12 protein-coding genes are annotated in these 14,594 nt (G+C 62.8%); 7 read left to right on the forward strand and 5 right to left on the reverse strand.

Annotation, left to right across the window (positions count from 1 at the left end; all coding sequences use genetic code 11):
- Window positions 1-65: 65 nt before the first annotated feature.
- Together map and radC are read left to right on the forward strand one after the other, a co-directional pair.
- On the forward strand, window positions 66-899 hold the full coding sequence (gene map / locus V6L75_RS16755; protein WP_334252654.1) for a type I methionyl aminopeptidase: 834 nt from the start codon (window positions 66-68) through the stop codon (window positions 897-899).
- Between the two features lie 59 nt (window positions 900-958).
- Window positions 959-1,696 (forward strand): RadC family protein, encoded by a 738-nt coding sequence (gene radC / locus V6L75_RS16760; protein ID WP_334252620.1) that lies wholly within the window; start codon window positions 959-961, stop codon window positions 1,694-1,696.
- Window positions 1,697-1,708: 12 nt separating this feature from the next.
- On the opposite strand, the gene V6L75_RS16765 is transcribed toward radC, so the two are convergent.
- Window positions 1,709-2,575, reverse strand: coding sequence for a hypothetical protein (locus V6L75_RS16765; protein ID WP_334252621.1), 867 nt, complete (start codon window positions 2,573-2,575; stop codon window positions 1,709-1,711).
- Between the two features lie 457 nt (window positions 2,576-3,032).
- Here V6L75_RS16765 and V6L75_RS16770 point away from each other — a divergent pair, with 457 nt between their 5' ends.
- Window positions 3,033-5,234 carry a putative bifunctional diguanylate cyclase/phosphodiesterase gene (locus V6L75_RS16770; protein WP_334252622.1) on the forward strand — a complete coding sequence of 734 codons (2,202 nt, stop codon included), beginning with the start codon at window positions 3,033-3,035 and terminating at the stop codon, window positions 5,232-5,234.
- 14 nt (window positions 5,235-5,248) lie between these two features.
- Here V6L75_RS16770 and cueR read toward each other — a convergent pair whose 3' ends face one another.
- Genes cueR through ppdK form a run of 3 tightly spaced genes read right to left on the reverse strand, consistent with a single transcriptional unit; the run spans window position 5,249 to window position 9,281 of the window.
- On the reverse strand, window positions 5,249-5,650 hold the full coding sequence (cueR, locus tag V6L75_RS16775; RefSeq protein ID WP_334252623.1) for a Cu(I)-responsive transcriptional regulator: 402 nt from the start codon (window positions 5,648-5,650) through the stop codon (window positions 5,249-5,251).
- 1 nt (window position 5,651) lies between these two features.
- Complete coding sequence (locus tag V6L75_RS16780; RefSeq protein ID WP_334252624.1) at window positions 5,652-6,614, reverse strand: ArgK/MeaB family GTPase; 963 nt, start codon at window positions 6,612-6,614, stop codon at window positions 5,652-5,654.
- 3 nt (window positions 6,615-6,617) lie between these two features.
- Window positions 6,618-9,281 carry a pyruvate, phosphate dikinase gene (gene ppdK, locus V6L75_RS16785; protein WP_334252625.1) on the reverse strand — a complete coding sequence of 888 codons (2,664 nt, stop codon included), beginning with the start codon at window positions 9,279-9,281 and terminating at the stop codon, window positions 6,618-6,620.
- 355 nt (window positions 9,282-9,636) lie between these two features.
- Here ppdK and V6L75_RS16790 point away from each other — a divergent pair, with 355 nt between their 5' ends.
- Both V6L75_RS16790 and V6L75_RS16795 read left to right on the forward strand, forming a co-directional pair.
- On the forward strand, window positions 9,637-11,430 hold the full coding sequence (locus tag V6L75_RS16790; protein ID WP_334252626.1) for a tetratricopeptide repeat protein: 1,794 nt from the start codon (window positions 9,637-9,639) through the stop codon (window positions 11,428-11,430).
- Window positions 11,431-11,437: 7 nt separating this feature from the next.
- Window positions 11,438-12,349, forward strand: coding sequence for a 4-(cytidine 5'-diphospho)-2-C-methyl-D-erythritol kinase (locus V6L75_RS16795; protein ID WP_334252627.1), 912 nt, complete (start codon window positions 11,438-11,440; stop codon window positions 12,347-12,349).
- 3 nt (window positions 12,350-12,352) lie between these two features.
- Here the strand turns inward: V6L75_RS16795 and V6L75_RS16800 are convergent, their stop codons facing one another.
- Complete coding sequence (locus tag V6L75_RS16800) at window positions 12,353-13,288, reverse strand: polyprenyl synthetase family protein (RefSeq protein WP_425498800.1); 936 nt, start codon at window positions 13,286-13,288, stop codon at window positions 12,353-12,355.
- A 247-nt stretch (window positions 13,289-13,535) separates the two neighbouring features.
- Between V6L75_RS16800 and V6L75_RS16805 the strand changes: the two genes are divergently transcribed.
- Both V6L75_RS16805 and V6L75_RS16810 read left to right on the forward strand, forming a co-directional pair.
- The gene (locus V6L75_RS16805; protein WP_334252629.1) at window positions 13,536-13,769 is read left to right on the forward strand and encodes a putative signal transducing protein; all 234 of its coding nucleotides are present in this window, start codon (window positions 13,536-13,538) and stop codon (window positions 13,767-13,769) included.
- A 1-nt stretch (window position 13,770) separates the two neighbouring features.
- Window positions 13,771-14,589: a tRNA1(Val) (adenine(37)-N6)-methyltransferase gene (locus V6L75_RS16810; RefSeq protein ID WP_334252630.1), complete on the forward strand. Its 819-nt coding sequence runs from the start codon at window positions 13,771-13,773 to the stop codon at window positions 14,587-14,589.
- The last annotated feature ends 5 nt before the right edge of the window (window positions 14,590-14,594 follow it).

The following is a 14,594-nucleotide window of genomic DNA, read 5'->3' on the forward strand; positions in this document are numbered from 1 at the left end:
CCCATGCGCAGCGGGTCCTTGATCTGCGGCACAGGACGGAGACGAATCGGATCAGAACGGAACCCATGGTCACCTATATCGACGCAGCCACCGCCCCGCTCAAGAACACCGGCCAGGTGCGGCTCTATTCGCCGGAAGATTTCAAGGCCATGCACAAGGCCGGCCAGGTGACGGCCGAATGCCTGGACGGCCTTGCAGATCTTGTGAAGCCGGGCGTGACCACGCAGGAACTGGATGATTTCGTCTACCGCTTCGGCCGCGACAAGGGTGTGCTGCCGGCAACGCTCTATTACCGGGGCTATACCAAGGCGAGCTGCACCTCGATCAATCATGTTGTCTGCCACGGTATTCCCAATGACAAGCCGCTGCGCGAGGGTGACATCGTCAACATCGACGTGACCTTCGTCGTCGATGGCTGGTATGGCGACAGCAGCCGCATGTATCCGGTGGGCGAGCTGAAGCGCTCGGCCGAGCGGCTGATCGAGGTGACCTACGAGTCGCTGCTTCTGGGCATCGAGGCTGCACGCCCCGGCAACACCACGGGCGATATCGGCTATGCCATCCAGACCTTCGTGGAGAAGGAGCGCTGCTCCGTGGTGCGCGATTTCTGCGGCCACGGTGTCGGCCGGCTGTTCCACGACACGCCCAATATTCTGCACTATGGCCGGAAGGGCGAAGGCATCGAGCTGAAGCCCGGCATGATCTTCACCATCGAGCCGATGGTGAACCTCGGCAAGCCGCAGGTAAAGGTCTTGAGCGACGGCTGGACCGCCGTCACCCGCGACCGATCGCTCTCGGCCCAGTTCGAGCACGCGGTCGGTATCACCGACACGGGCTGCGAAATTTTCACGCTCTCGCCCAAGGGCCTGCACCGGCCCGGCTTCGACAAGGCCAGTTGAGCGGAGCAGCCTGACCTCCCGCATACCCCTCTTCAGCTCTTCAGACCACGGAACGCGGCATGCCGAAGGACGACACGGGCGACAAGACGGACGAGGCACGGGGCGGCTTTGCGGAGCGCGCCCCTGCGCCGCATTACACCGGCCACCGGGAGCGGCTGCGCGACCGGTTCCGTCAGCACGGGGCGGATGGCTTTGCCGATTACGAGCTGCTGGAACTGTGCCTGTTTCTCGCCATTCCGCGCGGTGACACCAAACCGCTGGCCAAAGCCCTGCTGCAGCGTTTCGGCTCCTTCACCAATGTGCTGGCTGCCTCTCCGGCCCGCATTCAGGAGGTCAAGGGCGCCGGCGAGAAAGTGGCCGATGCCCTGAAGCTTCTGCAAGCCTGCGCCACGCGCTACGCGAGGGGCGAGATCGTCGACCGCGAGCCCCTGTCCTCCTGGTCCAAGGTCGTCACCTATGTGCGTGCCGCCAGCGGCCATGCGGACCGGGAAGAGTTCCGCATCCTGTTCCTCGACAAGAAAAACGGTCTCATCGCCGACGAAGTCCAGCAGCGCGGCACGGTGGATCATACGCCGGTCTATCCGCGCGAGGTGATCCGCCGGGCGCTGGAGCTTTCGGCCACGGCCATCATTCTGGTCCACAACCACCCGAGCGGTGACCCCACGCCATCGCGCGCCGATATCCAGATGACGAAGCAGATCATCGACATAGCCAAGCCTCTGGGCATCGAGGTGCATGACCACATTATCGTCGCCCGCGGCGCGGAGATCAGCTTCCGGGGCCTGCAGCTGATCTGAAGGCCGTCACCCTCAGGCTGAACCGGCTCCACGTTCATGCGCCCGCTGCGCGGCTTCGCACAGCCAGCCCCAGAACATCAGATACCAGTCGCGCACGCCGGTGAGGAAAGCGGGCGTCAGCTGCAGCTCTCCCTGATCGCGGCGCTGCACCAGCCAGCCGGCCGCCTCCGCCTTGTTGATGACATTGCGCACATGAGAATGGGAGATGCCCAGCTGTGCAGCAGCCTGCCGTGCGGCGAAAGACTGCCAGGGCGCTTGCTCAGGGGCGCCGTAGTGAGACTTCAGCAGGATCAGCGCCAGACGGTCGCCGCAGTCGAACCGGTCAAACCACGGCCAGGCCCCCTCCCCGGCCAGTGCCTCACGGGTCAGGCGTACCATGTCATGGGTCTCGGCTATAAAGCGCAGGCCATAAACGGGATCGGCATTCAGGCGCTGATGAAGGTCCGGTTCCGGCAGCGGCAGCCCCGCGAGTTTGGCACAGGCCAGATGATGAGAGAGCCAGGTCTTGAGGCCGTTCAGCATCAGCTCCGTCGGCTCCAGCCTTTTTTCGCGCCGGCTGCCGGAGGCCTCAACCACCCGCACATAACCGGCAAGCTTTAACAGGCCAATGAAACTCGCCAGCGTGCGGCTGCGTCCCATCTGCTGCTGCAGGATCGACAACGTGGCGGCCTCCCCCTCCCCCAGCTGCGCCCGGCAATAAAGGATCGCGAGCAAACCGGCAGTATGGGACTGAAGACTCTTGCCGAAGATCTTGTTGATCAGCCGCTCGCCCATGTGCATGGGCAGGATGTTGTCTGCACAGCGCAAGATTGCAGCTGCATAGGCATTTTCATCCATATGCTCCGGCCACCCGCCTTCTGTTCGCGCAACCTGATCCATGCGGCCTCCCGATTCAGCGGCGGAATAAAACTAAGTCCGTGCGGCGTCTGAGCATCTTCAAGGCGTGATGCACTGCCATCAAAGGCCTTCGTATAACAGTTCGGGGTTTCAGGAAAAGATCCTCAGTACCTCTGTCTGGCGCCCTTCTGCGGCAAACCGGACCTGCCGGGGAGTATTTGGATCCTCAGATGCCTGCGCGCACAACATTACGTAACGTAATCATTATTTCGCCGCGTTACAGCAAAACAATCAGCGGCCTTGCCAACAGACCTTCTCATCCATTCTGAACTACAATTTTCCTCTTCATGAACTGGTCTTAACCAAATCCATCCGCCATTCCTTAAATGTTTTCCCGGAGAGTAATTTCCTGAAGCCGGGAGCAGATCGCATGGACCAAGGCATAGGGGCGCGGGGAGGAAAGATAGCAAACACAATCATCATTCCGGTGATTGGCGTCATGCTGCTTGCTGTCCTGTTTGTCTTCGCAATTCTCATCTGGTCCTCGTCCCTGACCGATAGTGCCGCAGAAGACAGCGAGCGCAATCTGATCGAGGGTTCTCTGGCGATGCAACTGGACCAGCTGAGCAGCCAGCAGGAGGCCGCTGCCGTCTGGGACGATGCCTATTTCCGGGCGAAGCGCGGTTCAGAAGAGGCCGCCTGGCTGCTTCACCGGGTTGCCATCTCACTCTCGGAGGTGCACGGCCATACAAAGGCGCTGATCTTGAACCGCAATCTGGAAGCCATCATCACTTATGATCAGGATGGCGCTACAGGCTGGGTTGACGCAGCGTTGCGCAATGCGCTTCGCAAACCGATCGCCAAAGTAAGGGCTGGCTACATCTCGAGCTTCAAAAAGACTGCTTCAGGCTCGTACCAGTTTCAGCCAGACTACCGCGCCAATCACCGGACCATCTTTGAAAATGGTGTCGTTATGGCGGCGGGGCGTCCGCATTATTTCAGTGTGACGGCCATTTCTCCGCAAACGCACAACAAGGGCGCAGAACGTGAACCTCCTGCAGTCCTGGTGAGCTTTATCGCCATGACGCCATCGGTCCTTGGCCGTCTCTCGGGAATGGCAGGGATTGATGGGATTGAAACAGGACCGGTTCAACAGAGCCGGAGAGACCTGGCATCAATCCTCGTCAAGGATCCTTCGGGCAAGCCGGTAACCCGCCTGAACTGGCGCTCCTCCCGTCCGGGATCGCTGATGCTCATGCGCATCCTGCCGGTTCTGGTCCTGCTGGTACTGGCAATTGCCGCGATGACGGCCCTCCTGCTGAACTACGCGCGGCAATCGACACGCAAGCTCGCCAACAGCGAAGCCCGCGCCATCTATGCCGCTCAACATGACAGCCTGTCCGGATTGCCGAACCGCGACTACTTCGGCCGCATGCTGGTGGAAGCTCTGGCGGGCGCGCAGGATGAGCGCAATGGCAAAGAGCTGACGGCGGTCATCTACATCGATCTCGATCATTTCAAGGATATCAACGACACACTGGGTCATGCGGCTGGTGATGAAGTCATCAAGGCAGTGACTGCGCGCCTCCGCACGATTGTGCCGCCCACGGGCATGCTGGCACGTATTTCAGGCGATGAATTCGCCATGATCCTGTCAGGCTGCCGCTCGCGCTCCCTTATCGAGTATCAGCTCAGCCACATTCAGGACGAGTTGAGCCGTCCGCTGCGGGTTGCCGGTAATGAGCTCTATGTCAGCCTGTCGATGGGGGCAGCCATTGCCCCGCAGGATGGCACGACTGCAGGCGAACTGCTGCGCAAGGCGGACATCGCGCTTTACGATGCCAAGGCTAATGGCAGACGCCGCTGGTCCTTCTTCGATCCATCCATGGAAGAGCACGTCCACACCCGCGACAAGATTGCCCGCGATCTGCGCCGCGCCATCGACAACGACCTGCTCTCCGTCGCCTACCAGCCACAGCTGGACAGCCGCACCGGCAGGGTCGCGGCCGTAGAAACGCTCGTGCGGTGGACACATCCGGAACATGGACCTGTCAGCCCTGCCATTTTCGTGCCCATCGCCGAAGAGACAGGCCTTATCAACGACCTGGGCCTTTGGGTGTTACGCCGGGCCTGTCAGGATGCCCACCACTGGCCGGACATCACCGTTTCAGTCAATATTTCACCGACCCAGTTCCGCCATCCGCGCTTCATCGACCAGGTGATCGAGACCCTGTCCCTCTATGACATGGCCCCCTCACGCCTTGAGATCGAGGTCACGGAATCCGTCTTCGCCGGCAAGGACGATACCGTTCTGACCGCTATGAAGCGCCTGAAGGAACTGGGCCTCAAGATCGCGCTGGACGACTTCGGCTCGGGCTATTCCAGCCTCAGCTACCTGCGCCGTTTCCCGTTCGATATTCTGAAGATCGACCGGGACTTCATCTCCCCGGTGGACGAGAGCCCGCAGGCTCAGGCGATCGTGCGCACCATCATCGATCTGGGCGCGGCACTTGGCATGACCGTGGTGGCCGAAGGAATCGAAACGGCGCCGCAAGTGCACTTCCTGACAAGCGCCGGCTGCGAGCGCATGCAGGGCTACTACATCGGCCGCCCTGCCCCCGTCGAAACGGCCTCAGCCCTCATCAAGAGCATCAGCCTTGATCCAATGATCCTGCGCCCTGCGAGCCGTCTCGCCGGGTGACCCCCGCGGGCACTTCAGTGCCCTGACAGCCCTTCAATGATGGCGCAGTCCGGGCAGCTGTCGCCCCGGCAGGCCTCAACCATGGCGGTGAGATCGTCGCGCAGATCCATGAGCTGCCGGATCTTCGTTTCCAGCTCCGCCAGATGCGCCTCGGCCACGGCCTTCACACGGGCGCTGCTCCGGTGCGGGTTCTGGCGCAGGTCCAGCAGGCTGCGGCAATCCTCGATGGAAAAACCCAGGCTGCGGGCACGCTTGAGAAACTGCAGCCGCTCCACATCCGCAGGCGAATAAGCGCGGTAGCCGTTGTCCTGCCGCAGCGGGCGCACCAGCCCGATATCTTCGTAGTAACGCAACGTCTTGGCCGGAAATCCCGTCAGTTCCGAGACTTCGCCAATGCTGCTGCCGGCCTCTGTCATGTCAGGTCTCCGTTGCAGTCCCGTCCGGCACCGCCTTGACCACCAAGCGGCGGTCCGCCAGCCGCATGGCCGCGAAAGGACCGCCTGCGCTGCGGATCAGGGCACGCGGGTCAAGAAGATGGCTTCCGGCCTGACCATAGCGGGTCTTGAGATAGTCCGCCACCCAGGCCTCCTGGCGCAGGGCAAAGCGCTGCGCCGAAAGCCCGCCTGCCTCCAGAAACGCCCGGTGTGCCTCAATTGCCCCGTGCAGCGCCTCAAGGCCGCTGCAGTCCTGGGCACTCACCGGCAGCACCGGCACCTGCCAGCCCTCCCGCTCACGGTCACTCAAGGACAAAGCGCCCTTCACATCCGCGACGGCACGGGCCGCATAGGCCCCCATGTCGGCCTTGGTCACCACAATGATGTCGGGCAGCTCCATGACGCCAGCCTTCATGAACTGCAGGCTGTCGCCAGAGCCTGGCTGGATGCACAGAACGAGCGTATCGACGGCAATTGCCACATCGGCTTCTGACTGGCCGATGCCGACGGATTCAACGATCACCGCCTCACGCGCCGCCCGCATGACAGCGATGGCTGCCAGCGCGTGGTCAGAAAGCCCGCCCAGCCGGTCGCGCGCCGCCATGGAGCGGATGAAGACACCCGCATCCTCCGGGTCTGCCGTCAGCCGTGTCCGGTCGCCCAGCAGAGCTCCGCCCGAGCGGCGGGAGGAAGGATCAACGGCAATGACGCCGGTGGTCTTTCCTGCCGCCCGCAGCGCCTTGAGCAGGCTGTTCGTGAGCGTGGATTTGCCAGCACCCGGCGGCCCGGTGAGACCCAGCACATGGCCTGTGCCCTCACGGCAGGCCGCATCCAGAAAGGCATCCACCTCCGCCTGCCCATGGCCGGTCTCGATCCGGGTCAGCGCCCGGGCAAGGGCGAGCTTGCCCCCTGCCCTGAGCGCTGCGATGGCCTCACTGGCTGCCATGCCTCATGTCCGGCGCAGATGAGCCTGCGCCGCCGCCAGGCGGGCGATGGGCACGCGGAAGGGCGAGCAGGACACATAGTCGAGGCCAACGCTTTCACAAAAGGCAATGGATGCCGGATCACCGCCATGCTCGCCGCAGATGCCGAGCTTGATATCCGGACGCACTGCCCTGCCCCTGTCAGCGGCAATGGAGATCAGTTCGCCGACGCCATCCCTGTCAATGGAAACGAACGGATCCTGTTCAATAATGCCCTTGAGCTGATAGGTGCCGAGGAACGACGCCGCATCATCACGGGAAATGCCGAATGTGGTCTGCGTCAGATCGTTGGTGCCGAAGGAGAAAAACTCCGCCGTTGCGGCAATGTCACCAGCCCGCAGGGCGGCTCGCGGCAGTTCCACCATGGTGCCGACCTGATAGGACACGGCAACACCGGTCTCCTTCGCAACCGCTTCCGCCATGGCGTCGATGCGCCCGCGCACCAGATCCAGCTCCGCCTTCAGGCCGACGAGCGGGACCATGATCTCCGGAACGACGGGAGCGCCGGTGCTCTTGCCAGCCATGACAGCCGCCTCGAAAATGGCGCGCGCCTGCATCTCTGCAATCTCCGGATAGGAGACAAGCAGCCGGCAGCCGCGGTGGCCGAGCATCGGGTTGAACTCCTCGAGATCCAGCGCCCGCTCCCGCAGCTTGTCCGCGTCAATGCCCATGGCCGCGGCGACTTCCGCAATCTCCTCATCCGATTTCGGCAGGAACTCGTGAAGCGGCGGGTCCAGCAAGCGGATCGTCACCGGCAGGCCATGCATGATCTCGAAGAGCTGTACAAAATCATCCCGCTGCATCGGCAGCAGCTTGCCCAGCGCTGCACGGCGGCCTTCTTCCCCGGAGGCAAGGATCATCTCACGCACGGCAACAATCCGGTCGCCATCGAAGAACATGTGCTCCGTGCGGCAAAGACCGATGCCTTCCGCCCCGAACTGCCGTGCCGCCCGCGCGTCGGCCGGGGTCTCGGCATTGGTTCGCACCTTCATGCGCCGCACCTCATCGGCCCAGCTCATCAGCGTGGCGAAATCGCCAGAGAGCGCAGGCTGCAGCATCGCCACTTCGCCCACCAGAACCTGCCCGCTCGCCCCGTCGATGGTGATCACGTCCCCCTTTGCAAGCGACCTGCCGCCCGCAGACAGGGTGCCATTACGGTAATCAATGCGGAGTGCGCCGGCTCCGGAGACGCAGGGCTTGCCCATGCCGCGCGCCACCACGGCGGCGTGGCTCGTCATGCCGCCACGGCTGGTCAGAATGCCTTCCGCAGCATGCATGCCGTGAATGTCTTCCGGGCTGGTTTCGACGCGCACCAGAATGACCTTGCGGCCTGCTGCCTTGGCCTCTTCGGCCTCTTCCGAGGTAAAGACTATGGCCCCGCATGCTGCTCCCGGAGAAGCCGGGAGCCCCGTGACCAGAATATCGCGCTTCGCAGCTGGATCGATTGTCGGATGCAGCAACTGGTCCAGCGCCTGCGGCTCGACCCGCAGCACCGCTTCCTCGTGGCTCAGCAGCCCCTCGTCAGCCATGTCGACGGCAATCTTCAGCGCCGCCTTGGCCGTGCGCTTGCCCGAGCGGGTCTGCAGCATCCACAGCTTGCCCCGTTCAATGGTAAACTCCAGGTCCTGCATGTCCCGGTAATGGGCCTCCAGCCGGTCGCAGATGGTCTGGAATTCGGCAAAGGCCTCCGGCATCAGCACCTCAAGAGAAGGCCGTTCGGACCCTGCCTCAAGCCTTGCCTTCTCGGTGATGTCCTGGGGCGTGCGGATGCCCGCCACCACGTCCTCGCCCTGCGCATTGACGAGAAACTCGCCATAAAGCGCCTTTTCGCCCGTGGAAGGGTTGCGGGTGAAGGCAACACCCGTGGCCGATGTTTCGCCCATGTTGCCGAAAACCATCGCCTGCACATTCACCGCCGTGCCCCAGTCGGCCGGAATGTCATGCAGGCGGCGGTAGGTCTGGGCGCGGGCCGTCATCCAGGACTCGAACACAGCCCCGATCGCCCCCCACAGCTGGTCCATCGGATCTTGCGGGAAGGGGCGCTCCAGCTCTTCTTCCACCAGCGCCTTGTAGCGCTCGACAATGCTGATCAGCTCTTCGGTTGAGAGGTCCGTGTCCAGCGAATGCCCCGCTTCATCCTTCACCTCATCAAGAATTTCCTCGAAGGCGTGGTGGTCAAGGCCCATCACCACATCGCCATACATCTGGATGAAGCGGCGGTAGCTGTCATAGGCGAAGCGGCGGTCACCTGCGGCCCGTCCGATGGCTTCGACCGTGACATCGTTGAGACCGAGGTTGAGCACCGTATCCATCATGCCGGGCATGGACACTCTTGCACCGGAGCGGACGGACACCAGCAGCGGGTTCTGCGCGTCGCCGAAACGGCGGCCGGTCAGTTCCCCGGCTGCAGCAAGAGCTAACTCCACCTGCTGCGCCAGATCGTCCGGATAGGTCTTGCCCTTGTCGTAGTACCAGGCGCAGACCTCGGTGGTGATGGTGAAGCCTGGCGGCACCGGCAAACCAAGATTGCTCATTTCAGCCAGGTTGGCGCCCTTGCCGCCGAGCAAGGTCTTCAGGCCAGCGTTTCCTTCTGCAGTTCCATTGCCAAACCCATACACCCACTTGGCCATTCCCGATCTCCCACATTGCGTCCCGCTACCGGACTGCCTCCTCCGGAGGAAAGCTGAACGCTGACCTTGCGTCCGTTATTCCTGCAATGCCGGACCGGGGCGCACAAGGCTTTTTTGCACCGCAACGCAAAGCACCCATTGAACGTGGTTTGGCAATTGGCCGAAGGTCGAATGCGGCAGGATGCGCAGCGGCCAACACGGCTGCGTCCCGGATGATATGTGATAAATGTGATCAGGTGATGCAGCCAAAGGCAGGGCTCCGGCTTGCCCCCGCGCCACAAAGCCGCCATCGTATCATGAAGATGTGGGTTCAGATGGAATCACGATGGCGCACCCATCGGTCCTGAGAGGTAAGATGACGACGTTGACCGACGTTCCGGCGCAGAAGCGCAAGATTTCCGCAGGCCGCTGCAGCCGCTTGCTGCTTGGCGCAGCGCTTCTGATGGTCCCGGTGCAGGTGCAGGCCTCCTCTGGAGAGACGGCAGCAACAGAGCAGCAATATGGCACCCCTCAGGATCTTCCCGTTACCCAGGCAGGCAGCTACCTTGCAGCCCGGCTCGCAACCCGCTGGAATGATTTCCCCTCGGCAGCCGCCTTCTTCGAAGAAGCGCTCGGCACCGATCCCGAGAACGGTTTTCTGGTGGAGCGCGCTTTCATGCTGCGCATGGCCAGTGGTGACTTTGAGGACGCACGCATTCTCGCCGACGACATGCAGGCCCTCAAGATCCGCAACTTCATGGCAAGCCTCCTGAAAAGCCTTGATCTGGCGCGCGATGGCAGCTTCCGCGATGCATCTCAGGCTCTCGAAAATGACGGCGGTGGTCCGCTTGCAGACCTCACAGTGGGCATTTCAAGGGCCTGGTTCGACCTTGGAGCCGGCGACTTGAAAAAGGCCCTGGCAGGCCTCGATGCCCTGAAGGGCCCTGACTGGTTCGACGTGTTCAAGAATAACCATGCCGCCCTGATGGCGCAGCAGGCAGGACGTATGGACATTGCCCTCACGCGGATCAAGCAAGCCTACGATGCGGATCGCGGGGCACTGAAAGTTGCCGACACCTACGCCATCCTGCTTGCCTCGGCCGGGAAGAAGAAAGAAGCACTCGCTGTTCTGGATCAGTATGATCAGCTGATCCCCAGCCACCCCATCCTTTCCGGTACCCGTGCCCGGATCGAGAAGGGCGAGAAATTTGGCCCGGTTGTCGCAGACCCTCTGATGGGAATTGCCGAGCTTCTGAGCGGCCTCGGGTCGGCTATCGGCAATGACGGCGCCGAAGAGCTGGGAGCGGCCCTTCTCAATCTGTCGCTGGATCTCAATAAGGACGGCGACTTTGCCGCGCTTGCCCTTGGCGGGCTGTACAACAGGCTGAATGCGCCTGACCGAGCCATCACCGCGCTGGAGCAGGTGCCGGACAGCTCCCCGCTGAAGCGGGATGCAGAGATCCAGATCGGCCTCAACTTCAACGCCCTCGACAAGGTGGATGAGGCCCGCCAGCATCTTCAGGCCCTCATCGACAAGGATCCCTCTGATCTTGAAGCGATCATCGCGCTTGGCAACGTTCTGCGCTCCCGCGAGATGTTCGCAGAGGCCGAGGTGGTCTACACCAAGGGCATCGACACGGTCGACAAGCCCCAGCCGGAGCATTGGGGCCTCTACTACAACCGCGGCATCTGCCGGGAACGCCTGAAGAAGTGGAACGAGGCGGAGATTGACCTGCGCACGGCGCTGGAGCTTTATCCAGACCAGCCGCAAGTGCTCAATTATCTGGGTTATTCTCTCATTGATCAGGGCATGAAGCTGGATGAGGCGATGCAGATGATCCAGACGGCTGTCCGTCTGCGGCCCAGCGACGGCTATATCGTCGACAGCCTGGGCTGGGCCTACTATAGGCTCGGCCGCTATGAGGAAGCCACACGCGAACTGGAGCGTGCAGTTCAGTTACGTCCGGCCGATCCGGTCATCAATGATCACCTGGGCGATGCCTACTGGAAAGTGGGCCGCCGTCTTGAGGCCCGGTTCCAGTGGAACCACGCCCGTGATCTGGGCCCGACTCCGGAAGATCTTGTGAAAATTCTCGACAAGATCGAGAACGGTCTCCCCGACACTCCAGCGGCCGTCGAAGCCAGCGCCCCGCCGAAGAACGGCGGCTGATCCGGCCATGAGGGGGAACGGAGCATCATCCGGCGCGGACACTGCGCCGGTTTTTTCCTGCCGGGCCAGAGCCAAGATCAACCTCGCCCTGCATGTCACAGGGCAGCGGGAAGACCGCTATCATCTGCTGGACAGCATCACCGTCTTCGCCGGTACGGGCGACCGGTTGAGCCTTCAGGCGGCTGAAGCCCCTTCTTTCACTGTCTACGGCCCCTTTGCCTCCGCGCTTGAAGGCGGCGGCCCGGCGCAAGACAATCTGGTGTTGCGCGCCATCACCGCCCTGCAACGCGCCTCCGGCGTGCAGCTGCCCCCCCTTGCCGTGCATCTGGAAAAGAACCTGCCGGTTGCCTCCGGCATCGGCGGCGGTTCGGCTGACGCTGCTGCGGCCTTGCTGCTGGCGCAAGAGGCCACCGGCCTCACCCTTCCCGCGGCCATGTTGCAATCCATCGCGCTGAAACTGGGTGCGGACGTGCCCGTCTGCCTGGCCGGTCAACCGGCCCGCATGTCAGGCATCGGCGAGGATCTTGCCCCCTTGCCCCCGCTGCCCCGGTGCGGTCTGGTGCTGGTGAACCCTGGTGTCGCGGTCAGTACGCCTGCTGTGTTCAAGGCGCTTGAGCTCCGGGACAATCCCCCTCTGCCGGGCATGCCGCCGGACTTTGCCACCCGTCAGGATCTCGTCAACTGGCTCAAGGGCACCCGCAATGACCTGCAGGCCGCAGCCATCGCCCTGTTACCGGTGATCGAAGATGTTCTGGCAGCATTGAACGCACATCCGGCAGCCGAATTCTGCCGCATGTCAGGCTCCGGTGCCACATGCTTCGCCCTCTGCGCGCCGGAGGCCGCCACTGCACTGGCAGAAGATCTGCGTGTACAACATCCCGGCTGGTGGATTGCGGCAAGCGAAGTGGAAGCCGGGTGAGGCTCAGCTCACCCGGGCGATGCAGAATTCGACGGCTTCGCGCAGGGAGTCCGTGAGTGGCCCCTGCGGCAATTCATCGAGAGCGGCCATGGCGCTGGCGCCATACTGACGGGCGCGAACAATGGTCTCCTCAATGGCACCGTGACGGCGCATCAGAGCAATGGCCTCCTCAAGATCGCCATCGCGGATGTCGCCTTCTTCAAGGCAGCGCTTCCAGAAGGCGCGCTCGCTGTCCGTGCCGCGCTCCAGGGACACGACGACCGGCAGGGTGATCTTGCCCTCGCGGAAATCGTCGCCTACCTGCTTGCCCAGATCCGCACTGGACCCGCCGTAATCAAGCGCATCGTCGACGAGCTGGAAGGCAAGCCCAAGGTCCATGCCATAGCGGCGGGCAGCGGCGCGCTGTGCACCGCCGACACCGGCGATCACAGGCCCGACTTCGGCGGCAGCTGCAAAGAGCGCTGCGGTCTTCGCCTCGATCACCTTGAGATACTGCGCCTCATTGGTGGAAATGTCCTTGGCCGCGCCCAGCTGCATCACTTCGCCTTCGGCAATGATCGCGGAGGCTTCTGCCAGAATGCGCAGGGCTTCGAGCGAGCCGACGTCCACCATCATCTTGAAAGCCTGGCCGAGCAGATAGTCACCGACGAGAACACTCGCCTGATTGCCCCAGAGCTTGCGCGCCGCAAGCTTGCCCCGGCGCATGTCGCTCTCATCGACCACGTCGTCATGCAGCAGCGTCGCGGTGTGCATGAACTCTACGCTGGCCGCGAGAATGACATGGCCCGTGCCGCGGTAGCCGAACATGTCCGCCATGGCGAGGGTCAGCATGGGCCGCAGGCGCTTGCCGCCCGAGTCGATCAGGTGCTTTGCGATCTCGGGGATAAGCTCGACATTCGATCCCGCCTTGGACAGGATCAGATCGTTGACCTGCCCCATCCCGCCTGCCGTCAGATCGACGAGCGGCTGGATTGCGGGCTTGGCTTTCTTCAATTCGGGTGCGGAAGCGGCGACGGCTGCCAAAACACTCTCCCAAGGCTGGTTTTGGCGGACAATAGGTCGGCTAGCGTCCACCCGCAAGGGATCAATCGTTTGACAACGCAGTGAACAGTGTTGTCCACCACCTGAAAAGACGCATAAACCATGTGTCTGCACTACGCTCTATTCAGATAGGGGAACCGGGATCATGGAAGAACTGCTGAAGACCAATGATCTGGTTCTCATTTCAGCTGTCGGGGCGATGTTTGACGAAGCAGGCATCGCGCATTTTGTCGCGGATGCCAACATGAGCATTCTGGAAGGTTCGCTCGCCATGATTCCCCGGCGAATCCTCGTCCCGGCCGATCAGATTGCCGCCGCCCGCCGCCTGATGCGTGATGCCGGTCTTGGCCATGAGCTGACGCCGGAAGAAGGACGCTGACGTGACCAGCCCGTTCCTGCACGCCCTTGACTTGCCTGAAGGCATTGCCACCACACGCGATGCCTTTCTGGGCGGGCTTGTAACCGTCGAACAGCCCGCAAAGGGTTTCCACCGTGCCGGCCTTGATGCGGTCTATCTGGCAGCGGCCCTGCCCGATGGCACAAAGGGCCATGTCGTGGATCTGGGCGCAGGTGTTGGCACCGCAGGCTTCTGCGCGGCCGCACGCCTTGCAGACATCCGCGTCACGCTGGTGGAGATAGACCCGCTGGCGGCCTTGCTCGCCCGGCGCGCACTGACTGATCCCCTCAATAGTGCTTTCGCCTCCCGCATCAGCATGCTGGAAGCCGACATCACAGCCAAGGGCTCGCTGCGCCACGCGGCGGGGCTCACCCCTTGCATGGCCGATCACGTAATCATGAACCCGCCCTACTATCAGCACGGCCAGTTCCGGGCCTCGCCCTCGGGCGAGCGGGCCAGCGCCCATGTACTGGACGAGCGCGGGCTGGAGCCCTGGGCAAAGACGGCAACCGACATTCTGCGCGAAGGCGGAACGCTCACCGTCATCTTCCGCGCCGATGGCCTGCAGGAGCTGCTGGACGTGTTTCAGGGCCGGTTCGGCGCCATCGACATCATCCCGCTGCGCCCGCGTGCCGATGCCGCCGCCACCCGCATTCTGCTGCGCGCCATCCGCGCCAGCAAGGCGCCATTGAGGCTGATGCCTGGCTTTGTCTTGCACGAGGGCGAAGGCTCGGATTTCCGGCCGGAAGCCCGCGCCGTCATGCGCGACGGCAAGGGGCTGGGAGTGCAGCCAAGGCCGTGAGAGGC

This window comes from Pannonibacter anstelovis (genome assembly GCF_036881715.1).
Classification (GTDB): Bacteria; Pseudomonadota; Alphaproteobacteria; order Rhizobiales; family Stappiaceae; genus Pannonibacter; species Pannonibacter anstelovis.